21 protein-coding genes are annotated in these 22,705 nt (G+C 61.7%); 13 read left to right on the forward strand and 8 right to left on the reverse strand.

Annotated features, from left to right (window positions below; all coding sequences use genetic code 11):
- Positions 1–5: 5 nt before the first annotated feature.
- Genes BA011_RS23300 through BA011_RS23310 form a run of 3 tightly spaced genes read right to left on the reverse strand, consistent with a single transcriptional unit; the run spans position 6 to position 4,324 of the window.
- A complete protein-coding gene (locus tag BA011_RS23300) occupies positions 6–1,601 on the reverse strand; it encodes a response regulator (protein ID WP_065282183.1) in 1,596 nt (531 codons plus the stop codon).
- Positions 1,602–1,605: 4 nt separating this feature from the next.
- Positions 1,606–2,031 (reverse strand): response regulator, encoded by a 426-nt coding sequence (locus tag BA011_RS23305; protein WP_017958959.1) that lies wholly within the window; start codon positions 2,029–2,031, stop codon positions 1,606–1,608.
- Entirely contained in the window at positions 2,018–4,324 is a 2,307-nt protein-coding gene (locus BA011_RS23310) for a sensor histidine kinase (protein ID WP_186806481.1), read from the reverse strand. Before BA011_RS23310 ends, BA011_RS23305 begins: the two co-directional genes overlap by 14 nt.
- Before the next feature lie 28 nt (positions 4,325–4,352).
- Here BA011_RS23310 and BA011_RS23315 point away from each other — a divergent pair, with 28 nt between their 5' ends.
- The 3 genes from BA011_RS23315 to BA011_RS23325 all read left to right on the forward strand — a co-directional run bounded on the left by BA011_RS23315 (position 4,353) and on the right by BA011_RS23325 (position 6,382).
- Positions 4,353–4,730 (forward strand): response regulator, encoded by a 378-nt coding sequence (locus BA011_RS23315; protein ID WP_065282185.1) that lies wholly within the window; start codon positions 4,353–4,355, stop codon positions 4,728–4,730.
- A gap of 480 nt (positions 4,731–5,210) precedes the next feature.
- A complete protein-coding gene (locus BA011_RS23320) occupies positions 5,211–5,915 on the forward strand; it encodes a response regulator transcription factor (RefSeq protein ID WP_025393134.1) in 705 nt (234 codons plus the stop codon).
- A gap of 29 nt (positions 5,916–5,944) precedes the next feature.
- The gene (locus BA011_RS23325; RefSeq protein WP_065282186.1) at positions 5,945–6,382 is read left to right on the forward strand and encodes a response regulator; all 438 of its coding nucleotides are present in this window, start codon (positions 5,945–5,947) and stop codon (positions 6,380–6,382) included.
- Between the two features lie 104 nt (positions 6,383–6,486).
- On the opposite strand, the gene BA011_RS23330 is transcribed toward BA011_RS23325, so the two are convergent.
- The 4 genes from BA011_RS23330 to ybaL form a co-directional block, all read right to left on the reverse strand.
- On the reverse strand, positions 6,487–7,194 hold the full coding sequence (locus tag BA011_RS23330) for a sensor histidine kinase (RefSeq protein ID WP_065282187.1): 708 nt from the start codon (positions 7,192–7,194) through the stop codon (positions 6,487–6,489).
- Between the two features lie 158 nt (positions 7,195–7,352).
- Entirely contained in the window at positions 7,353–9,902 is a 2,550-nt protein-coding gene (gene secD / locus BA011_RS23335) for a protein translocase subunit SecD (protein WP_065282188.1), read from the reverse strand.
- 83 nt (positions 9,903–9,985) lie between these two features.
- The gene (locus BA011_RS23340; protein ID WP_065282189.1) at positions 9,986–10,366 is read right to left on the reverse strand and encodes a hypothetical protein; all 381 of its coding nucleotides are present in this window, start codon (positions 10,364–10,366) and stop codon (positions 9,986–9,988) included.
- Positions 10,367–10,420: 54 nt separating this feature from the next.
- Positions 10,421–12,241, reverse strand: coding sequence for a YbaL family putative K(+) efflux transporter (gene ybaL, locus BA011_RS23345; protein WP_065282190.1), 1,821 nt, complete (start codon positions 12,239–12,241; stop codon positions 10,421–10,423).
- A 34-nt stretch (positions 12,242–12,275) separates the two neighbouring features.
- Between ybaL and BA011_RS23350 the strand changes: the two genes are divergently transcribed.
- On the forward strand, positions 12,276–12,575 hold the full coding sequence (locus BA011_RS23350) for a helix-turn-helix transcriptional regulator (RefSeq protein ID WP_065282191.1): 300 nt from the start codon (positions 12,276–12,278) through the stop codon (positions 12,573–12,575).
- A gap of 65 nt (positions 12,576–12,640) precedes the next feature.
- Here BA011_RS23350 and BA011_RS23355 read toward each other — a convergent pair whose 3' ends face one another.
- Positions 12,641–14,062, reverse strand: coding sequence for an ArnT family glycosyltransferase (locus BA011_RS23355; protein WP_065282192.1), 1,422 nt, complete (start codon positions 14,060–14,062; stop codon positions 12,641–12,643).
- Positions 14,063–14,688: 626 nt separating this feature from the next.
- On the opposite strand from BA011_RS23355, the gene BA011_RS23360 reads away from it, so the two are divergent.
- The 9 genes from BA011_RS23360 (at position 14,689) to cheD (ending at position 22,698) form a co-directional block, all read left to right on the forward strand.
- Complete coding sequence (locus BA011_RS23360; RefSeq protein WP_065282193.1) at positions 14,689–16,323, forward strand: globin-coupled sensor protein; 1,635 nt, start codon at positions 14,689–14,691, stop codon at positions 16,321–16,323.
- A gap of 61 nt (positions 16,324–16,384) precedes the next feature.
- Positions 16,385–16,681 carry an STAS domain-containing protein gene (locus BA011_RS23365; RefSeq protein ID WP_003545491.1) on the forward strand — a complete coding sequence of 99 codons (297 nt, stop codon included), beginning with the start codon at positions 16,385–16,387 and terminating at the stop codon, positions 16,679–16,681.
- Positions 16,678–17,043 carry a chemotaxis response regulator CheY1 gene (cheY1, locus tag BA011_RS23370; protein ID WP_017958972.1) on the forward strand — a complete coding sequence of 122 codons (366 nt, stop codon included), beginning with the start codon at positions 16,678–16,680 and terminating at the stop codon, positions 17,041–17,043. The genes BA011_RS23365 and cheY1 overlap by 4 nt, the downstream gene beginning before the upstream one ends.
- Before the next feature lie 17 nt (positions 17,044–17,060).
- Positions 17,061–19,340, forward strand: coding sequence for a chemotaxis protein CheA (locus BA011_RS23375; protein ID WP_065282194.1), 2,280 nt, complete (start codon positions 17,061–17,063; stop codon positions 19,338–19,340).
- A 4-nt stretch (positions 19,341–19,344) separates the two neighbouring features.
- Positions 19,345–19,812 (forward strand): chemotaxis protein CheW, encoded by a 468-nt coding sequence (locus BA011_RS23380; protein WP_020048469.1) that lies wholly within the window; start codon positions 19,345–19,347, stop codon positions 19,810–19,812.
- Positions 19,809–20,717 carry a protein-glutamate O-methyltransferase CheR gene (gene cheR / locus BA011_RS23385; RefSeq protein WP_065282195.1) on the forward strand — a complete coding sequence of 303 codons (909 nt, stop codon included), beginning with the start codon at positions 19,809–19,811 and terminating at the stop codon, positions 20,715–20,717. The genes BA011_RS23380 and cheR overlap by 4 nt, the downstream gene beginning before the upstream one ends.
- Positions 20,714–21,757 carry a protein-glutamate O-methylesterase CheB gene (gene cheB, locus BA011_RS23390; protein ID WP_065282196.1) on the forward strand — a complete coding sequence of 348 codons (1,044 nt, stop codon included), beginning with the start codon at positions 20,714–20,716 and terminating at the stop codon, positions 21,755–21,757. The genes cheR and cheB overlap by 4 nt, the downstream gene beginning before the upstream one ends.
- On the forward strand, positions 21,758–22,147 hold the full coding sequence (locus tag BA011_RS23395; RefSeq protein ID WP_003545503.1) for a response regulator: 390 nt from the start codon (positions 21,758–21,760) through the stop codon (positions 22,145–22,147).
- The gene (gene cheD, locus BA011_RS23400) at positions 22,144–22,698 is read left to right on the forward strand and encodes a chemoreceptor glutamine deamidase CheD (RefSeq protein WP_003545509.1); all 555 of its coding nucleotides are present in this window, start codon (positions 22,144–22,146) and stop codon (positions 22,696–22,698) included. The genes BA011_RS23395 and cheD overlap by 4 nt, the downstream gene beginning before the upstream one ends.
- Positions 22,699–22,705: the final 7 nt, after the last annotated feature.

Genomic DNA, 22,705 nt, shown 5'->3' on the forward strand with positions numbered 1-22,705 from the left:
ATTGCTTAATTTTGTTCCGCACAAAGCGCAAGCGAATCGCCGCGCTGCAATAACTCCAAATGTTCGACATCTTCGAGCGCCTCTTCCAATTGCTGCAGGGTCGGCGGCTTGACCATATAGGCGCGTGCGCCGAGATTTTTGGCCCGGCGCATGTCGGTCTCGTCGCTCGATGTGCTGAGGATGCAGACGGGAATTCGCTTGAGGCGGGCATCGACGGAAAGCGCATGCAGCACCTCGAAGCCGTCCATGATCGGCATGTTGATGTCGAGCAGCATCAGATCGATCTGTGGCACATCGGCGATGCCGGCGCGTTCTTCGAGCAGCCGCATCGCCTCGCGTCCGTTGGTGGCGACATGCAGGTTGAAACTCACCTTCTCCCGCCGCATCAGCTTGATCTTCAGAAGTTGGATGTCGGCCGGGCTGTCTTCCACCAGCAGTACTTCGGCGAGCCTGCCCGGACCTTCGCCTGGCTGCTCCGCCGGCCTGACGCTGTGCGGGACGGGCGATGCGGCCGGCGGCGCGGGCCGCGCCTCGGCGAGCGGCACTTCCAGAATGAAGGTGGCGCCGGGTCCATTTTCCGCCTCGCACCAGATCGAGCCGCCATGCATCTGCGCGATGCGGCGGCAGATGGCAAGGCCGAGCCCGGTGCCTTCGATGCCGCGCCCGACGAGACGCTTGAACGGCTGGAAGATCAGCTCGCGGTGCTCGGGGTCGATGCCGGGCCCGTTGTCACGCACGGTGAGGCGGCAGGTATCGCCCTGCGCTTCGCCTGTGATGCTGATCTCCGGAACCTTCTGCTCGCAATAGCGAATGGCATTCGACACCAGGTTCTGCAGGAGCTGGGTCAGCAGCGTCGCGTCGCCCATGACCTCCGGCAGCGCCCCGCGGATGATGACGGCGCCGCGGCTTTCGGTCTGCTGGCGCAGATTGTCCTCCACCTGGCCGAGCACATCAGAGAGCGAGACCGGCTTGAGCTCCAGCCCGCCGGAGGCCTCAAGCTTGGTGAAGCCCGAGACCTTGACGATCAGGTCTTCCATATGGTCGGCGGCGCTGAGCACGTAATCGAGCAATTCCCGGTCTTCGGCCGGAAGCGCTGCAGAACCGTGCAGGATGCGGCTGAAAGATTTGATCGTCCGGAGCGGCTCCTTCAAATCATGGGCCATGGCGCGGGTGAAAATCTCAAGCGATTGCCGTTTCTGCTCCAGCTTTGCTTCCAGCATGCCGTGCATGATGGCGTTCTGAATGCAGCGATGCAGTGTCTCGGGCGAAAGCGAATCCTTCGTCAGATAGTCGCGTGCCCCGCTCTTCATCACCTCGACGGCCACGGTTTCGTTGCCCTGGCCGGTCAGCATGATGACGTTGGCGGCGGGATTATCCTCCAGGATATCGGCAAGAACGCCGAGCCCGTCGCGCCCCGGCAGCGAATAGTCGAGCAGGATGCAGTCCGGCCGTTTCCGGCCGTTCAGCGCACGACCCTCTTCGCCGGTCTCCGCCTCCACGACGGTATAGGCAGTGCTGGAAACGCGCCCCAATATGCGGCGATAGACCTCGAGATCGTCGATGTTGTCGTCGATGATGAGAATAGAGCAGTGTTCCGCCAATCTGTCAGTCCTCGAGCGGCAGGATCGCGATTTCGAACCAGTATTCCTTCAGCCGCTGGATCGCCGCGAAGAGCCCGTCGAGATCCACCGGCTTCTGCACATAGGTATTGGCGCCGAGCGCATAGCAGCCTTCGATGTCACGTTCGTCGTCGGAGGTCGTGAGGATCACCACCGGGATCTTGCGCAAGCCGGCGTTCGACTTGATCGCCTCCAGCGTCTTGCGGCCGTCAAGGCCAGGCATATTGAGGTCGAGCAGGATCAGCCCGGGTTTCGGCACCATCTCGGCGAGCATGTCGAGCGCTTCCTGACCGGAGGCTGCCCAGCGGATCGAATTGCGCAGATTGGTGCGTTTGAAGGCGCGCATCGTCGCTTCGAAATCGTCTTCGCTGTCCTCGACGATCAGGATCGGTTGCGTATCACGCTGCTGCATTCTGCCCCTCGCGCTTTTTTCCCAGAGTGAAGTAGAATGTCGTGCCGGTGCCGACCTCGGATTCCAGCCAGATATCGCCATTGTGCCGCGCGATGATCTTGCGAACGAAGGTGAGGCCTGCTCCGGTCCCGTCGTCGGAATCCTGCGACTTTTCCAGCCGTTTGAAAATGCGGAAAATATCCTCGTGGAATTCCTGCGGAATGCCCTTGCCGTTATCCTTAACGAAAAACACGTTGCGGGCAACCGTGCCGTCCTTGCCGACGAACCGGTCAAGATAACCGATCGAGACGAGTGGCGCCGGTTTGTCGTTGTATTTGATCGCATTGGTGATGAGATTGCGGAAGACTTCGGTCAACCGCGGCGCGTCGCAAACCACCTCCGGCAGCCGGCCGTCGATGATGACCTTGGCATGCCGCTCCTCCAGCAGCAGCTCCATCGTCGCGACGACATCCTTGACGATCAGGCCAATGTCGGTGCGTTTGACCGCCAGCTGCTGGCGCCCGAGCCGGGAGAAATAAAGAAGCTCGTTGACGAGCTTCTCCATGCGCTGGCTGAGACGCACGAGCCGGTTCAGCCGGCGCACGCCGTCCGCATCGAGCTTGTCTTCATAATCTTCCAACAGGAAGCGGGAGTGGTTGTGCAGGCCGCGCAGCGGTTCCTTGAGATCATGCGAGGCGATATAGGCGAATTCATCGAGGTCGTGGTTGCTGCGCTCGAGCTCGGCTGTATAGGCCTCGAGCTGGGAAAGCGTCGTTTTCATCCGTTCTTCCTGCCGGACGCGCTCGCTGATGTCGCGCACGATACCGACGAAGGTTTTGGTATGGCCGGCGACGACGGCGCTGATGGAAACATCGATCGGAAAGACGATGCCGTTCTTGCGTCGTCCGGAGACCATGCGCGTCGTGCCGATGATGCGCTCCTCGCCGGTCTGCCGGTAATGGGCGAGATAGCCGTCATGCTCGGAATGGTAGGGTTCGGGCATCAGCATCTTGATGTTTTTGCCGATTGTCTCCTGCAGGGAGTAACCGAACATGGCTTCAGCCGCCGGATTGAAATTCTTGATCGTTCCACGCTCGTCGATGACGACGACGGCATCAGGCGTGCCGCGCACCAACGCGCCGAAGCGGACGCGCTCGCTTTCGAGGTGATGGGTGTTGCGCATGAAATAGAAGACGAGGAGCGCGATCAGCCAAAGCGTGGCAGCCGTAATGGTGCGGTTGGCGATCTCCTGCCAGAACCCCGCCTCGTCGTGCTTGACGGCGAAGAAGCCGAGCATCAGCAGCACGGTGCAGGCAAAGGCGAAGAAAAGCGGCGCATTTCTGTTGCCGAACCAGAGCGCCGTCAGCACCAGCGGTACATAGAGAATGCCGTTGGCGACACCCAGCGGTGTATAGAGATCGACGAGAAGGCCGGTGAAGCAGACCGCAGCCGGGATCCAGAGTGGGATCTGCGCCCGGTTTGCCGGCTGCATCCACCAGGAGCGGGCGAGAAGCCCGGAACCGAAGATCACCATGCCGACCGCCGTATGCAGCGCCATCGCCGCATAGGGCCCCCAGCGGTAGCCCTGTTCGGCATCGGTGACATAGCCGGCTAGTGCGATCATGCCGAGCGTGATAACGACATAGCTCGTCAATTCCTGCACCACCTGGCTTCTCGACCTCTCCACCTGGAGCGAGAGCAGCAGCGAAAGATTGGCGATCAGGAAGACCAGCGCCGTGTTCGGCCCCATGCCGCCGCCGATCTCGGCGATGAAATCCGGCGAAACCAGGAAGCGCGAGATCAACAGGTCGACATTGTGAAAAGTCCGCCCGATCATGACGATTTCCACGAGCCGGGCCGCGGCGATCGCCGCCGCAAGCCCTGCCGTGATCGTCGCCGTTGCTCGAAAGCGGCGGGCGGCGAGTGTCGAAGCGGCAAGCCCCACGCCGGAAAGCACGAAGCAGAGCGCGGTATTGAAGGCCATCGACGGAAAGCCGGGAACCAGCGAAATGACAATCTCGGCCTGCAGCAGCCAGCCGGCAACCGCCGTCACGCCGAGAAGGAACATCAGGCAGCCGACGGCAATCGCAAAGGCTCGGTAGTGTCGCCTTGGCTGGTCCTGCAGGTCCACGTTGCCCTGATCCTGCACCCGTGCGTCCTCCTTCGGTTTGCGCGGCCATCTTTTCCGAAATCGAGGAATACTCAATAGGCAAGGCAGGGGGGTGCCGCGCTTTTTGCGAAATGATCTGCGATGAGGTATATCGAATTTTAGTGGAACCGCGGTATGGTGATGTCGAAGGACAGCGAGGTTCATTCGAACAATATCCAAATCACGGTGCTAGATGACCACCCTATTTTATGTCGACGACAGCAAGGATGACCTCTTCTATGTCGACTATATGAGCAAAAAGCAGCAGATAGACGTCGATCTATTCTGTTTTTCGACCGCCGAAATGGCGCTGGAGGCACTGGAGACGCGCGCGGCGGAAGGCAAGATCTTGCCCGATCTGCTGGTCGCCGATCTTTACATGCCGCTCGATAGCGGCATCGGCCTGATCACTCGGTTGCGCCTGGATGATCGTTTCAAGGCGATGCGGCTTGCTATCTGCAGCGGATCGGATGCTGCCGAGGACCGCGCGCGCTCACTCGATGCCGGCGCCGATGTCTATCTGGAAAAGCCACTTGACCTTGCCACGGTCATTCTCAATCTTGAGATGTAGAAAACGGCGAAAGCCGCATGACCTGTTCCTCCTCATTCGTCCCAACCATATGACAAACCGCAATTGACAAGGGCGAGGACGCATCACAAGATGCAACCGAAGCGAAGAATATGGAACGCAAAATAAGCGCTGAGAGAACCGATCAACCCGCGTTCGCCGCCACGAACATCAGCCAACCCCTTAGCTGAATGGGTCTATCGGCTCTCTCGCGCTTACGTCTGGCACTGCCTTCTCGCATTCATGGATGTTGAATGCAGGAAGAATACGATACCCAGGTAAGAGCTACTGCCCCTCAGTAAAATCTGCCCGTGCATCACCTTTAGCTGAGATAATTGATGATTTCCGCCTTACATATCGAAAGTCCCCGTTTTCGATATCTCTCATCAATCGTCTCGCAATTTTTGTAGCTCTTCGCGTTTAAGACGTATATCCCAAGATTTCGGGATTAGAGGCATTGGCGGGAGGAGAGGAAGAGTGGGAATGAACAATGCCCAGGCAATTCCCTTTCATGCCGGACCGGAGTTGAGCCGGGCGATCAACCGCACCGATTTTTTCCGTCTGCTGAAATCCGCGGCGCAGCATTACAACTTCGACAATTTCGCGCTTGCCCGCATTTCCGAGGCTTCGGCCCCTTTCGGTGAACGCGATATCGTCATCACCAATGTTGCCGAGCGGCGTGTCGGTCTTTTCATCACGACGTTGAAGGAAGCGCTGGGCACCGTCCGGGCGAAGACCGCCCAGTTCCTGGCAACGCCGGTCCATGGCCGGAACGTACAGCCGGCAGATTATCCGTCCGATCTTGTTTTCAACGAGTTCCTGAGCGGCGTCTTTCTCTTCATCCCGCTGTTCACGCCGGAAGGGCGGCGATATTGCCTCGTCCTCAGCGGCGAGCGTCAGGAGCCGGATCAGAGTGAGATCGCCGACATGCTTCTCGACGCCATGCGTATTTTCGACAAGCTCTACGAGGAAATCCTGACGCCGGAAATGTCCGGACGGCTGACCCAGCGCGAATCGGAAATCGTCAAATGGACGAGCGAAGGCAAGACGTCGGCGGAAATCGCGATCATTCTCGGTCTTTCCGAACATACGGTCAATTCGCACATCACCGCGGCCGCGCGCAAACTTGACGCTGTGAACCGCGTTCATATGGTGGCGATCGCCTTGAGGAATGGTTTGGTTTCGTGAAGTTGGTTTCGGATTGGGGAAATGAGACGATGATCACCGAAACGAGCCGAAGGAATGCCGTAAAGGTCCTCTTTGTCGACGACGAATTCATCGAATTCCGCGCGCTCAAGAAGAAGATCGCCGATCTCTCCGAGCCGACCGTCGAGGTTGAATATTCGCAATCGATCGGTGACGCGCTGGAAAAGATCCGCGCGGCGCGCTTCGATCTCATCCTGCTCGACAATCGCCTTTTGCCCAATGCCGATTTCCGCGACACGGTGCCGGAGCTGCGCGGCATCGGTTACACTGGTCCCATCGGCGTGGTCTCGACCGATATATCGGGCGGCTATTTCCAGGAATTCCCGGATTATGGCGTCGATTTCCGCATCGGCAAGGACGAAATCGATGCCCAGACGCTGCAGCACATCATCCGCGAATATGTAACCTATGACGTCCCGGAATTCTGGAAGGACGATTACAGTATCTAAAGCACGTCGCGATCTTTCGGATTCGCTTGTCGCGCTTTAGTCTTTGTACTTTCGCAATTCCGGACGCAAAACCGCTGCACACTTTTGCTGGAATTGCTCTAATCTCAGGCAATCGGAAGGCGGATGACGAAGCGACTGCCGCTTTCATCCGAATGTTCGAGGCTGATATCGCCGCCGAGCGCCGTCAGAAACTCCCGCGCCGTGGTCAATCCGAGACCGGCGCCCTGGACCGTTCCCGGCTTCGGCAATTTCCAGAAAGGCTCGAATATCCGCTCCCGATAGGCGGGATCGATGCCCGCCCCATTGTCGGAAATCCGGATGAACCAGTCCGTTCCCTCGCGCTCCGCGGCAATGGCCACATGCGCCGCCGCTTCGCTGCGATAAATGAGGGCATTGGTCAGCAAGTGCCGCAGCACCAGACCGAAGAGGGCAGGATCGGTCCGGATGGAGGGCAGGCCGTTGCTTTCGAGCGTCGCTTCGCCGACCGCCGTCTCGTCGGTCAGTTCGCCCCAGACATTTTCGGCGAGCGCCTGCAGATCGACCTCTTCAGGCGTCACCTGGGGTGTGCCACCGGCAAGGCTCATCAATGCCTTGGTGAGGCGCTGCGCCGTCTGCGCCTTTTCCATAATCATCCGCAGGCTCTGAAGCTGTTCGCCGTCGAGCGTCTCCTCGAGATCGTCGAGCAGTAGCTCGGCATACATGGCGATATGGCGGAGCGGCGATTGCAGGTCGTGCGAAGCGGTCGCGAGAAAACGCTTGATGCGCTCCTCGCTGTCTCCGGCAAAAGTGGGTTTCGTCGGGTAAGATGACATCTGGCGGTTTCCCCGATCTTTTTACAGCGCCGCGCATCTTTTCGGACGCGCGAAGGACGCTGTAACTCCTTGAAATGGCAAATAATGCAGTAGCCGACAATAGAAAGAGGGCGCCGGCTCTGCAACCGGCGCCCTATCAAGGATGCGTTAATGGGATTTTAGCTCGCGGATTTGCGCGGGCGACCCTGTTCCGGCGGAATGATCTCGACTGCCTCATCGGTTGCCGGTGCGGCCTTGGCATGGCGGCGGCGCCAGTCGCCGAGGAAGAGTAGGATGGGTGCCGCGATGAAGATCGACGAGGCGCCGGCCACCAGAATGCCGAAGACCATCGGGATCGCGAAGCTCGAGACAGCACTACCGCCCCAGATCGCCATCGGCACCAGCGCAAGGAAGGCCGTCGCATTGGTGTAAAGGCTTCGCGCCAAGGTCTCGTTGATCGACTTGTCGATGATCTCGCGCAGCGGCATCGACTTGTAGAGCCGCATGTTTTCGCGCATGCGGTCATAGACGACGACCTTGTCGTTCACCGAATAACCGACAAGCGTCAGGATGGCGGCGATCGCTGTCAGGTTGAAGTCGAGGCCGGTGATTGCGAAGAAGCCGATCGCCTTCGTGACGTCGAGCACCAGCGTGACGATGGCGCCGACGGCAAATGGCCATTCGAACCGCACCCAGATATAGAGGAGCATCGCGAAGCTTGCGATCACCACCGACAGGATACCGGCCCAGGCAAGCTCGCCGCTGACCTTCGGACCGATGACGTCCGTGCCTTCGACGGTGGCGGTCGGATCGATCTTGGCGACTTCGGCCTTCAGCTTGGTCACTGCTGCCGTCTGCGCCTCTTCGCCGCCTTCCTGCCGTTGGGCACGAACGAGAATGCTGCTTTTGTCGCCGAAGGACTGTAGGGTGATTTCGCCGAGGCCGAGACTATCAAGACCTTCGCGGAACTTCGCTAGATCGGCCGCACCCTGGGTCTTGACGGCCATCTGGATGCCGCCGCGGAAATCGACGCCGTAGTTGAGACCGGGATAAATGAAGAGCACGACGGAGGCGATCGAAAGCAGCGCCGAGACGGTGACGCCGAAGAAGCGGGCCTTCATGAACTCGATGTGCTTGTCATAGGGGCTGAACGGGATCAACGGCCGGATGTTCAGCACCTTGAGCTTGCGGCGGCGGGTGATCTCGATCATCGCTACACGCACGAAGGCAACCGATGTGAACATCGAGATGATCAGGCCGAGCGCCATGGTCACGGCAAAGCCGCGAACCGGTCCGGAGCCGAAAAAGAACAGGATGGCCGCAGCGATCAGGGCCGTCATGTTGCCGTCGATAATGGTCGAATAGGCACGGCGGAAGCCGGTGTCGATGGCGGCGAAGGCGCTCTTGCCCTTGCGCGTTTCTTCGCGGATGCGCTCGTTGATGAGAACGTTGGCGTCGACCGCAAGGCCGATACCGAGAACGACACCGGCAATGCCCGGCAGCGTCAGCGTCGCACCAACCAGCGTTAGCGCCGATAAGGTCAGGATCGTGTGGATCAACAGCGCGATATTCGCCAGAAAGCCCCAGGAGCCATAGAGAACGAAGATGAAGGCGGCGACGAGGGCAAAACCGACTATGCCGGAATAAATGCCCATCTTGATGGCGTCGGCGCCAAGATCGGCTCCGACGGTGCGCTCTTCGATGACCGTCAGCTTGGCGGGCAGGGCGCCGGCGCGCAGCATGGCGGCCAGCGTTGTGGCGCTGTCGGCCGAGAAACTGCCGGAGATCTGGCCGGAACCGCCGGTGATCGGCTCGCGGATGACGGGCGCGCTCAGCACCTTGTTGTCGAGGACGATGGCGAAGGGATTGCCGACGTTCTGGCGGGTGATCTCGGCAAAGCGGGTGGCGCCGGCGCTGTCGAAGCGGAAGCTGACGATCGGCTCACGCGTATTCGGATCGAAGCTGACGCGGGCATCCGAAAGGCGGTCGCCGGAGATTTCGACGCGGTCGAGAACCGGATAGGACCTGCCCTCATCGTCGTTCAGCATGGTCACGCCGGGTCCGGGCGCATTGTTCGGCGCCAGCATATGGAACGACATCTTGGCGGTGGAGCCGAGAAGTTCGCGCAGGCGCGACGGATCCTGCGCGCCCGGAAGCTGGACGAGCACGCGGTTGGCGCCGATGCGCTGAATGGTCGGCTCGGAGACGCCGACCTGGTCGACGCGCTGGCGGATGACCTCGAGGCTCTGCTGGACGGCGTTGTCGACATTGGCGGCGATGCCGGCCCGCGAGAAGCCGACGGTGATGGTGGCGCCGTTCGCCGTGACATCAAGATCCGCCTGGCCGGCGCTGAGGCCGGTGCTGATCGGGTTGGCAAGCGTCTTGAGTTCGGTGACGGCAGCATCGCTCTGCGCGGCATCGGCGAGCGTCACGACGATCTGGTTCTGGCTGCGGACCACGGCTTTCGGCTGGATGCCCTTTTCGCGCAGCACGCGGCGCGCGTCCTGAAGCAGCGATTGCAGCCGCTCCTTGGTAAGGTCAGCTTCATCGACTTCCAGAACGAGGTGCGAACCGCCGCGAAGGTCGAGGCCGAGCGACACCTGCTCATGCGGCAGCCAGGCCGGCACGCGCTGGAGGACGGATTGCGGCAGGACGTTCGGCAGGGCGATCAATAGGCCGAGTAGGATGATCACCGTATAGGTGACCACCAGCCATCGTGAAGTACGCATGTTGTATTCCTTGATATCGAGGGCCGGCGCTCGGGCGCTGGCGGCATGTCGTCAATGGTCGGGAGCGCCGATCGGCGCGAGCGTCAGGCAGCGACCGGCGGTGCGCGCGGCTGATGGGTCCTGGAGACTGCGGCATGAAGCGAAGCTTCAAATGCCGGAAAAGGCGCGGCCATGGTCCAGCCGGAAAAATCGGCAGCCGGGGCGGCGGCAAGGGCAAGCGGTCCGGCGTCATGCGCCGCCTGCTTCGGTGCAAGCTTGCGTTCAGTGGCAAGCAACCCGCGCACGGCGTCGCGCGCAGTCAACTGCGGCGGCTGCGAATCCCGATCGGAAGAGGAAAGCGTATTGGCGGCGGCGACCGGCGAGATCACCAGATTGCCGCCGAAAAGCAGCCCGAGATAGGCAAGTACGGCGACGAGGAGGGAGGCGGCGATACGGCTCGTCAGACGGCGCTGGTCCAGCTCCATCTTCTCCGTCCCGGTTATGTCACTCCCGTATCGGCTCAAAAGCGCGCCAATCTCTCATTCTCTTCCCGGCGGAGGGTCATCCGTCGGCATAATTGTATCAGGCCCATGCCCGTCTTCATAGGGCACACTCTCATGATGCACTTGCGCGAGCCGGTCAACCATGCCCAGCGCGATTTCACGCTCGCCCATGATGACGGTGTCGGCGCCATATTGCTTCAGCTCATCGACCTCCGCGTCGGAATGGGCGCGGGCGACGATGAGGATGGATGGATTGACGCTGCGCGCCTGCTCGGCGATACGGCAGGCTTCGAAGGCGTTCGGGATGGCGATGGCAATGCTGCGGGCGCCGGAGAGATTGGCAAGGTCGAGCGTTTCCCGCATCACCGCATTGCCCGACAGAGTTTCGATACCCTGCGCCTTCAGCTCGCCGATGCGCTTGTCGGAGTCCTCGATGACGAGAAAAGGTGTGGCTGACGACTTGAGATTCTGTCCGACGATGCTGCCAACCCGCCCGTAGCCGACGAGAATGGCGTGGCCGCTGAGAGCGGTCGGGTGCACCTCGTCGTCTTCGGGCAGCATCTCCTCCTGCGCTGCTATCGCATCCGCAGCGGGAGCAGGGTCTGCCACGACGTCTTCGCGCTTTGCACCATCCAGCAGCGGCCGCATGCGGTCGCAGAGGAAGAAGAGCAGCGGATTGAGGATGATCGAGATGATGGCGCCGGCAAGGATCAGATCGCGGCCCTCCTCCGGCAGCAGCCCGAGTTCGACGCCGAGGGCGGCGAGGATGAAGGAGAATTCGCCGATCTGGCCGAGGCTTGCCGAAATCGTCAGCGCCGTGCCGAGCGGCTTCTTGAAGGCGAGCACGATCAGGAAGGCGGCGACGGACTTGCCGATGACGATGATGAAGATGGTGGCGAGGATCGGCAGCGGCTTGTCGATCAGGACGTTCGGATCGAACAGCATGCCGACCGAGACGAAGAACAGCACGGCAAAGGCGTCGCGCAACGGCAGGCTTTCCTGCGCGGCGCGATGGCTGAGCTCGCTTTCGGCAAGCACCATGCCGGCAAAGAAGGCGCCGAGCGCCAGCGACACGCCGAAGAGCTTCGCCGCTCCGAAGGCGACGCCGAGCGCGATCGCCAGCACGCCGAGCCGGAAGAGTTCGCGCGAACCGGTATGGGCGATGCGGTGCATCGTCCAGGGAATGAGCTTGCGGCCGAAAACCAGCATCAGCGCCACGAACAATGCCACCTTCACCAGCGTCATGGCGATCATGCCGCCGATGCCGAGATCGAGGTCGAACAGGCTGCTCAGCGCGGCCGAGAGCGGCTCGACGGGAGCGTGACCCTCACCGCCGATGCTGGCGGCGGCCGGGATCAGAACCAGCGCCAGCACCATGGCGAGATCCTCGACGATCAGCCAGCCGACGGCGATCCTGCCGCGCTCGGTTTCGACCAGGCGCCGCTCCTGCAGCGCCTTCAAGAGCACGACGGTGGAGGCGACTGAAAGCGCCAGGCCGAAGACCAGGCTGCCGCCGGTCGACCAGCCCATGAAGGCGCCGAGCCCCCAGCCGAGCAATGTCGCGAAAGCGATCTGCACGATCGCCCCGGGCACGGCGATGCCGCGCACCGACAGCAGGTCTTTTAGGGAGAAATGCAGCCCGACGCCGAACATCAGCAGGATGACGCCGATTTCGGCAAGCTCCGGGGCAAGGCTCTGATCCGCCACATAACCCGGCGTATGTGGCCCCACGAGCACGCCGGCGATCAGATAACCGACGAGCGGCGGCATCCGCAGCCGATGGGCGAAGGCCCCAAAGATGAAAGCCAGCACGATGCCGCCGACGATTGTCGAAATCAAGGGCGTATCGTGTGGCATCCTTGTCTCCCGATCTGGAAATCCCGTCAGTAATATGACATATATGGTCTATATCGACCAATATGGGCAACTTGAAATCATGGGTCAAGGCGCAAGGGAAACAATTCTCACCCCCGCTCTCTGCCGCGCGGCGCGGGGCCTGCTGGACTGGACCCAGACGGATCTTGCCGAGAGGGCCGCCGTCTCGCGCAGCACCATCCGCGATTACGAGGGCCGGCACCACGACATCCATCGGGCGACGGAGGCGCAGCTGCGCTTCGCCTTCGAGGAAGGCGGCGTCAAATTCGTGGAGATCGAAGGGACGGGCACCGGTCTCTGCCTGCCCGCTGCATAATTCAAAGTGTTACAGCCCTTGCGCCTCGAGACGCGCGGCGCTGTCATCGGGCAGGCTGAACCGGCTCAGGGCGCCAGGCAGGCGGCGGAGACTTTGTAGATGTGGAGCGCCTTGCCCTTGTAGTTGCCCTCCGTCGGCTGCCAGTTCTTCAGCACCTCGGGCGTCTCGGTGGCGCAGGTGAAAGCCCCTTCCGTCAGGAACAGCACCTTGCTGGTGATGTCGGCAGGCAGAGCGAATTCCTGCTCGTAATAGCTTTCCGGAAGGCCGGCGGGCGCCCGCGCATAGATCCTGTAGGATGCATCGCGGAGCGTATAGAAAAGATCGGCGACTATATCGCGATTGTCGGTGACGATGATATCGGTGCCGGCTTGCGCTGCGAGTGCGGCGGTCTCGCGGCTGACCTCGGCGCGGCCGAGATAGCGCTTCATCAGCGCGTCGCCGTTCGGCAGCAGCAACTGATGCGGAAAGATCGTCGCCAGCGGAAAGAGCAGGCTGGCGATGCCGTTGATGGTCAGCGACAGCCTGAGCCCCTTCGGCCACTTCAGGTAAAGCAGCCAGACGGCAAGGATGGTGCCTGCGACATAGGCGGTCACCGCCCAATTGGCATAGGCCTTGGCGACCGTTGCCTGCAGCGTGATGAGCACGACCACCGGCATCGACAGCCAGACCAGCATCTTTTCCCGGTCATCGCTCCTGCCCTTGGCCATTCGGTAGACCGCCCAGAGCATTGCAAAGAAGATGATCGGCCCGACGACGCCGAATTGGGCGGAGAAGAATTCAAGCCCGCGACGGAGATTGATGCCGAGTTCGCTCCAATGGGCAATGTCCTGCGTATGCCGCACCGTCGTGTTGTCGTGCTGCAGGTTCCACCAGAGGTTCGGCAGCGCGACGACTGCCGCGACCGCGACCGCGATGATGAAATCGCGAATGGCGATGCGCGCCGCCGGAATGAGGAGGAGGGCAATCGCGCCGCCCGGAACGACGAACAGCACGGCATATTTCGTCAGGAAGGCGAGGCCGACGCCAAGGCCCATGATCAGCGCCAGCCCGACCGAGCGCCGCTGCGTCAAGCCAAAGTAGGCAAGCAAGGCGATCGCGATGAAGAACAGCAAGATCACATCGGTCGAGAAGAACACCGAAGAAAGCGCCACACCGGGGAGCGTGATGTAGGTGGCGCCCGTCCAGCCTTCGATCTCCGGCCCGACGAAACGTTTTGCCGTCTTCATCAGCACCAGTGCCGCTGCCATGTGGATCAGCGGTCCGAGCAGCCTGATCCAATAGATGGCGTTGGAGCCGGAAAGCTCGGTCATTGCCCGGATCACCCACGCAATCATCGGCGGCTTGGAATAATAGCCGAGATCGAGATTCCGTGACCAGAACCAGTACTGCGCCTCGTCGACGAAAAGGTCCGTCACATCGAAATTGAGCATGACGACGCGCCAGAGCGTGAAGCCAAGAACGATGAGGAGACCAGATCTGGGGGACATGAACCGATAGTTCCGCTGACATGAAAGGCGCGAGTGCGATACACCAAAGGTGCCGGACTGCCAACGGGGAAGGATGGGTTTTTAGAACACCCGAAGGGCGCGCATATCGCGGTTTGCGGCGAGGGAATCGAGGCGGGCGACGGCTGCAAGCAGCGTCATTGCAATCAAGCAGGCACCCAATCCGAGAACAATCATTGCTCTGTCCTTGTCGACGTCATGTCTTGGTTATCGACCGGCATATAACACGGAGCTTGCGTGTGCCTTGTAGCAGCCATGCAACTCCGCAACAGTATTTGCTGCGAACGGCCTTGAATTGCTTCAAAAGCCTGCACGGCGAAAGGCTTATTAACCTTCGGGCAAGGAATTAACCATAAACGTTGATGTACACGTCGGAATGGGAAGATGCACTCGTTCCCACCAGGCATGACGCCGTCCCGCCGTACCGGGTTGATCCGGTATCCATCTCTTCAGACAGCTCCGAAACATAGCTGATCAGGGGGTTTCGATCCGCCGGTTGTAACCGGTGGTGAGGACCGTCTCCACGCTTCGCGTTCAACGGATGCTGCGCAAGTTTTTGGCCGGGCCTTCGCCCGGAAAGTGGTTGGGGACAGGCGTTGAGGCAGGACATGCCATCAGATCAGGCTCGTGGAGCGCAGGCAGGCAGCTTGCGCGACCGCCTGCGCTTTGCCGGTCTCGATGCCGACCAGTGCGAACTGGTGCGCCGTAACCGGCCGGCGCTCGAAGCGCATCTGAAGGCAGGCCTAAGGGATCTCTTCCACAGGTTCCAGTCATTCCCCGACGCCTCACGCAATTTCGAGAGCGAGCGCCAGGTCGAGCGCCTGCACGATCTGCAGTCCTCGCATTGGGACGTGCTGACGGATGCGCGGTTCGACAGCCTCTATGCCGAGCGCGTCAAGGTTCTCTCCGATACCGAAAGCAAGATGGGCCTCGACCCGCGCTGGCACGTGGCTGGCCATGGCGTCATGCTGGAGCATGTCGTTTCCGGCCTCGCCGAAGAGATCGCCGGCCGTCCGCTGCTGCCGTCGGCCAAGCGCCGCACCCGCGAAATCTCCGATCTGATGACGGCGATCATCCGCATCGTCATGGTCGATGTGGAAATCGCCATCTCGCTCCGCTTCAATGCGCTGCGCGCCGCCCAGAGCCGCGCGCTCGCCGATCAGCGCGCCGACAACGAGGCCGAAATTGCCCGGATCTTCGGCGATGTCATCGAAGGTCTTTCCGCACGCGACCTGACGCGGCGAGCCCCCGTCGACGGTGACGGCGCTCATGCCGGGATCGCCGCCGCGCTGAACGGCGCGTTGGACGGCCTGCAGGCCGAGTTCACCGCTATTACCGAGCGCACGGTCAAGGCCGAAGCGGCGACGGGCTCGCTTGCTGGCCTGTCGCGGCAGTTCGCCGGCACGGCTTCCGGCCAGGCCGACCGGCTGCAGCTTTCCGCCGCTGCCCTTGCCGGCATCGCCGGCAGTGTCCGCGATGGTGCTGCCGACAGCCGCGTTGCCGAACAGGCGGCCGCCACGACGCGCGCCGCCGTCGAGGAAAGCGGCGAGGTCGTCGGCCGCGCGATCAGCGCCATGGCCGATATCGAGCAGTCGGCCGAAAAGATCGGCCAGATCATCGGTGCGATCGACGAGATTGCCTTCCAGACCAATCTTCTGGCGCTGAATGCCGGCATCGAGGCCGCTCGCGCCGGCGATTCCGGCCGCGGCTTTGCCGTCGTCGCCCAGGAAGTCCGCGCCCTTGCCCAGCGTTCGGCCGAAGCCGCCCGCGAGATCAAGACCCTGGTGACGACGACCAAGGCGCAGGTCAACGCCGGCGTGCAGATGGTCGGCCGCACACAGGATTCGATCGGCAGCATCGTGCGTCAGGTCACCGACATCAACGCCGCCATATCAGGCATCGCCACCCGAACCGGCGAACATGCCGCAAGCCTCGACAGCGTGACAGCCGACGTCAAGGGCCTGGGTGGCGAGGTGGCCGACAGCGCCGGCCTTGCGGAGCGCTCGGCCGAAGGCGCCGACCACCTCCACACCGTCATTCTCGAGCTCGGCCAGACGATTCGCGAATTCCGCATCGCCCGGGAAAACGCCACTGCCGGGCGCTCGGCGCCGGTGCGCGTGACACCGCCGCGCGCCCTTGAGGGCGCTACCCGCCCGGCACCGGTCGTGGACGAATACGAAAATGACGATTTTGGCCTTCCGCAAGCGTTCGCAAACGTCGGAGGTGGGCGGAATGTTTACTAACCTATCGGATGATTGCCTGAGCTCGTCTTCGGGCCGGGGATAAGGGGACAAGGAAAAGCTGATGGCAGCAAAGAAGAGTGGCAAGACGCTGGACTTGACGGCGGTGCTCGACCTCAACGAGGCTTCCGCCTTGCGCGATAAACTCCTCTCTCTCCGGGGCAGCGGTCTTTCGATAGACGCTTCCGGCGTCGAACGGATCGGTGCTCTTTGCGCCCAGGTTCTGATGTCCGCCGAGAAGACCTGGGAGCAGGACAAGCAGCCGTTCACCTTCTCCAAGGTGTCCGACGCATTTCAGAAAACCATGCAGCTGGTTGGCGTCAATATTGACCACCTGCTTGCCAAGGAGATTCGGCAATGAAGAAAAAAGTGCTGACCGTGGATGATTCCCGCACCATCCGAAACATGCTTCTCGTGACGCTGAACAATGCCGGCTTCGAGACCATCCAGGCGGAAGACGGCATCGAGGGCCTCGAGATCCTCGAAGAGTCCAATCCTGACGTCATCGTGACCGACATCAACATGCCGCGCCTCGACGGTTTCGGCTTCATCGAAGGTGTCCGCCGCAACGAGAAATATCGGGCGATCCCGATCCTGGTTCTGACCACCGAAAGCGACGCGGAAAAGAAGAACCGTGCCCGCCAGGCTGGTGCCACGGGCTGGATCGTCAAGCCTTTCGACCCGGCCAAGCTGATCGATGCCATTGAGCGTGTAACCGCTTAAACCCAGGATTTGCTCCTATGGATATGAACGAAATCAAAGAGATCTTTTTCCAGGAGTGCGAGGAACAGCTCGCCGAGTTGGAATCCGGTCTTCTGAAATTGAATGATGGCGATCGCGATCCGGAAACCGTCAATGCGGTGTTCCGTGCCGTGCATTCGATCAAGGGTGGCGCCGGCGCCTTCGGCCTTGACGATCTGGTCGCCTTCGCCCATGTCTTCGAGACCACTCTCGATTGCGTTCGATCCAACAAGCTTGAGCCGAATCAGGACGTCCTGAAGGTGATGCTGAAGTCGGCCGACGTGCTCGCCGACCTGACGAATGCTGCGCGCGACGGCGGCAGCGTCGATGAAAGCCGCAGCCGCGGCCTCGTCAAGGAGCTCGAGGCGCTGGCCAACGGCGAACTGCCGTCTCCCTCGGCGTCAGCCGAGGCGCCTGCGCCGAAGGCCGCCGCAAAGGTTGCTCCGGCCGCTCCGGCGCCGACCTCCAAGCCGACTGACGACAGCGGCTTCCAGCCGGTCCCCTTTTCCTTCGACGATTTTGGCGGCGAAGACGATGCAGGCGGCATGCCGACCTATGAAGTCATCTTCAAGCCGCGCTACGAACTCTATTCCAAGGGCAATGACGCCACCCTGCTGCTGCGTGATCTCTCGCGCCTGGGTGAAATGACGATCTATTGCAATACGGATGACTTGCCGGGCCTCGAGGAACTCGACCCGGAAGGCGCTTATTTCTTCTGGAACGTCACGATCAAGACGGACAAGGGCGAGGACGCCATCCGCACCGTCTTCGAATTCGCCGAGTGGGATTGCGAACTGACGGTCAAGCCGGTCGAAGAAGCAAGGGCCGACGCCACCAGCAACGACGAACTGCCGATGGTGCCGGTTCCCTTCGATCTGTCGATCCTGGACGAAACGGGCGCAATGGAAGAGGTTTCCGCCTCGGACGCGCGGGAGACGGCCGCAGCCGTTGCTGCCGCCGAGACTGCCTCCAACGTCACGCAGATTGTCGCCGCCCGCGTCGAGAAGAAGGAATCGGCAGCCGCCGCAGCGGCCGCAGCAAGTGCCGCCGCCCAGAACAATGCCGCCGGTGCCGGCCAGACGATCCGCGTCGATCTCGACCGTGTCGACCGCCTCATCAACCTCGTCGGCGAATTGGTCATCAACCAGGCGATGCTGTCGCAGAGCGTCATCGAGAACGACACGACCGGCACCTCCTCGATCAATATGGGCCTCGAGGAGCTGCAGCAGCTCACCCGCGAGATCCAGGACTCGGTCATGGCGATCCGCGCGCAGCCGGTGAAGCCGGTCTTCCAGCGCATGTCGCGTATCGTTCGCGAAATCGCCGACATGACCGGCAAATCGATCCGCCTGATCACCGAAGGTGAAAACACCGAAGTCGACAAAACAGTCATCGACAAGCTCGCCGAACCGCTGACCCACATGATCCGCAATGCCGTCGACCACGGCATCGAAACGCCCGAAAAGCGTGCAGCCGCCGGCAAGAACACCGAAGGCACGGTCCGCCTGACCGCCAAGCATCGTTCGGGACGCATCCTGATCGAGCTTGCCGACGACGGCGCCGGCATCAACCGCGAGAAGGTCCGCCAGAAGGCGATCGACAACGACCTCATCCCGGCCGATTCCAACCTGTCGGACGAGGAAATCGACAACCTGATCTTCCTGCCGGGCTTCTCGACGGCCGACAAGATCTCCGACATCTCCGGCCGCGGCGTCGGCATGGACGTCGTCAAGCGCTCGATCCAGGCGCTCGGCGGCCGCATCAACATCACCTCGAAGCCGGGTCACGGCTCGGTCTTCACCATGAGCCTGCCGCTGACGCTCGCCGTCCTCGACGGCATGGTGGTCACCGTCGCCGGTCAGACACTGGTCGTGCCGTTGACGGCGATCGTCGAAACCCTGCAGCCGGAAGCGGCCGCGATCCACTCCTTCGGTGCGAACCACCGGCTGATCTCGATCCGCAACAGCTTCTGCCCGCTGGTCGATGTCGGCCGCATCCTGAACTTCCGCGCCACCCAGGCCAATCCGGTCGAGGGCGTGGCGCTTCTGGTGGAATCCGAAGGCGGCGGCCAGCGCGCCCTGATGGTCGATGCCATCCAGGGTCAGCGCCAGGTGGTCATCAAGAGCCTGGAAGCGAACTACACCCATGTGCCGGGCATTGCCGCCGCCACCATCCTCGGTGACGGGCGCGTCGCTCTCATCCTCGATGTCGACGCGGTCGTCGGCGCCTCGCGCGGCCAGTCGCTCAAAGCGGAAATGTCGTTAGCAGCGGTGGGATAAGGGAATGTCGTACACTGTAAAAAATCTGAACGAGGGGGATCGCGAGCTGATCGCGTTCCGCATCGGGGATCAGGAATTTTGCGTGAACATCATGTCGGTTCGCGAAATCCGCGGCTGGACCCCGGCAACCGCGATGCCGCATTCGCCTGGCTATATGCTGGGTGTCATCAACCTGCGCGGCGCGGTGCTGCCGATCATCGATCTTGCGGCCCGGCTCGGCATGAAGCCGGCCGATCCGACTGCCCGTCATGTCATCATCGTCGCCCAGGTCCGACGCAAGGTCGTCGGCCTGCTGGTCGATGCCGTTTCCGATATCCTGACGGTGACCGAAGAAACCATTCAGCCGACGCCCGAGATCACCTCCGAGCTCGAGCGTCAATTTGCTCGCGGCGTTCTCGCCATCGAGAAGCGCCTGATCTGCCTGATCGAACTCGAATCCCTCTTTCCAGAGACCGAAAGCGAAGCCGCATGAGTGTAATGGGCGCAAAAGATCAGAGGCAGGGATCCGACGAGGTCCTGGCGAGCGGAGAATATCCGCTGACGCGCCGCGACCTCACCGAGATCGCCGCGATGATCTATTCGGATGCCGGCATCTTCCTCAACGAGACCAAGGCGTCGCTCGTCTATTCGCGCCTGTCGAAGCATATCCGCAATCTCGGCCTGTCCGGCTTCCGCGAATATTGCGACCTCGTCGCTTCGCCGGCGGGTGCTGCGCCGCGCCGCGAGATGCTCTCGCATCTAACGACCAATTTTACCCGCTTCTTCCGCGAAAACCACCATTTCGACCATCTGCGCGACCATGTCCTGCCGGAGCTTCTGCAGCGGGCGAGATCGGGCGGCAGGGTGCGCATCTGGTCGGCCGCCTCCTCCGACGGGCAGGAACCCTATTCGATCGCGCTGACGGTGCTGTCGCTGATGCCGAATGTCGCGGATTACGACTTCAAGATCCTGGCAACAGACATCGATCCGAAGATCCTCGCGATCGCCCGCGCCGGCGCCTATGACGAGGGCGCGCTCGAAACCGTGTCGCCTGCCATGCGCAAGCAATGGTTCAGCGAAGTTGAGATACAGGGCCGCCGGAAGTTCCAGGTCGACGACCGCGTGAAGCGGCTGATCACCTACAACGAGCTGAACCTGATGGCGCAATGGCCGTTCAAGGGCAAGTTCGACGTCATCTTCTGCCGCAACGTCGTCATCTATTTCGACGAGCCGACGCAGATGAAGATCTGGCAGCGTTTCGCTGGTCTGCTTCCGGAGGGCGGTCATCTCTATATCGGCCATTCCGAGCGTGTCTCCGGCGAGGCAAAACACGTCTTCGACAATATCGGCATCACGACCTATCGCTACACGGCCAAAGGTCTCGGGAGGAAGGCATGAGCGCTCCGGCAAGAGTTCTCGTTGTTGACGACTCGCCGACGATGCGGGGCCTGATCACCGCCGTCTTGAGTTCCGACCCCGAGGTCAACGTCATCGGCCAGGCCGGCGACGCTCTGGAAGCGCGCGAGGCGATCAAGCGGCTGAACCCCGACGTCCTGACGCTCGACATCGAGATGCCGAACATGAACGGCCTCGATTTCCTCGAAAAGATCATGACGCTGCGTCCGATGCCGGTGATCATGGTATCCACGATGACCCATCGCGGCGCCGAGGCGACGCTTGCGGCGCTGGAGATCGGCGCGTTCGACTGCGTCGGCAAGCCGGCACCGGGCGAACTCAGGCCTTTCGGCGACCTCGCCGAGAAGGTCAAGGCCGCCGCGCGCACGCAACGCCAGTATTCTCAGTCCGTCGCCGCCGTTGCGCCACCACCGTCGGTCGCAGATTTCCGCGTCGGCCGCAAGATCGTTGCGATCGGCTCGTCGACCGGCGGCGTCGAGGCACTTATTGCCGTGCTGCAGAAATTTCCGGCGAATTGCCCGCCGACCGTCATCACCCAGCATATGCCGCCGACCTTCACCAAAAGCTTCGCCGAACGGCTGAACCGCCTCTGTGCGCCGGTGGTGCAGGAAGCGACCGACGGTGCCCGGCTCGAAATCGGCAAGATCTATCTGGCGCCGGGCGGCGAGCGTCACCTCCAGGTCAGCGGTGCCTCGGCGCCGTGCTGCCGTCTCATTGACCGCGCGCCGGTCAACGGTCACCGCCCCTCGGTGGATGTGCTGTTCGATTCGGTCGCAGAACTGGCGGGCCGCAATGCCGTCGGCGTGATTTTGACCGGAATGGGCCGCGATGGCGCCGCCGGATTGTTGAAAATGCGCCACGCCGGCGCCAGAACGCTCGGCCAGAACGAAAAAACCTGTGTCGTTTACGGAATGCCAAGGGTTGCTCATGAACTTGGCGCCGTTGAGCAGCAGCTGCCGCTGTCTGCCATCGGTGAAGAAATATTGAAAATGACAGCCGCCCGAAAGGAAGGGACCGAATAAATGTCGCTCGCGGAGAAAATCAAAGTTCTGATCGTCGACGATCAGGTAACGAGCCGGTTGCTGCTCAGCGATGCGCTGACCCAGCTCGGTTTCAAGCAGATCACGTCGGCTGGTGACGGTGAGCAGGGCATGAAGATCATGGCCGAGCAGCCGCACCACCTGGTGATCTCGGACTTCAACATGCCGAAGATGGATGGCATCGGCTTCCTTCAGGCAGTGCGCACCAACCCCAACACCAAGAAGGCGGCCTTCATCATCCTGACCGCGCAGGGTGACCGCGCACTGGTGCAGAAGGCGGCCCAGCTCGGCGCCAACAACGTGCTCGCCAAGCCGTTCACGATCGAGAAGATGAAAGCGGCCATCGAAGCCGTGTTTGGAGCCCTGAAATGATCACTGAGGGGGCAGCCCGCCGCGTGCACATCATTCAGGGCGAGTACAAGGTTCTGAACGATCCGAATGCGGTCCTCTCGACCATTCTCGGTTCGTGCGTGGCTGCGTGCCTCAGAGATCCTGTCGCCGGTGTCGGCGGCATGAACCACTTTCTGCTGCCCGGTTCGGCGACGTCGCCGACATCAGGCGGCGATGCCACGCGATACGGTGTGCATCTGATGGAACTGCTGATCAATGGTCTCCTGAAGCAGGGCGCCCGGCGCGACCGGCTGGAGGCAAAGATCTTCGGCGGCGCGAAGACGATCTCGACATTCTCCAATGTCGGTGAGCAGAACGCGGCCTTCGCCGTGCAGTTCCTGAGGGATGAAGGCATTCCTGTGGTCGGTTCCTCGACCGGCGGAGAGCATGGACGCAAGCTTGAATATTGGCCGGTCTCCGGTCGTGCCCGGCAATACCCCCTGACCGGCGCCGAAACGCAGAGAACCGTCGCTCTCGAGCAGCGCCCCGCCGCTCCGCAGAAACCCGTCGAAACCAGTATCGAATTTTTTTGATGGCGAG

Source organism: Rhizobium leguminosarum (assembly GCF_001679785.1).
Classification (GTDB): Bacteria; Pseudomonadota; Alphaproteobacteria; order Rhizobiales; family Rhizobiaceae; genus Rhizobium; species Rhizobium leguminosarum_R.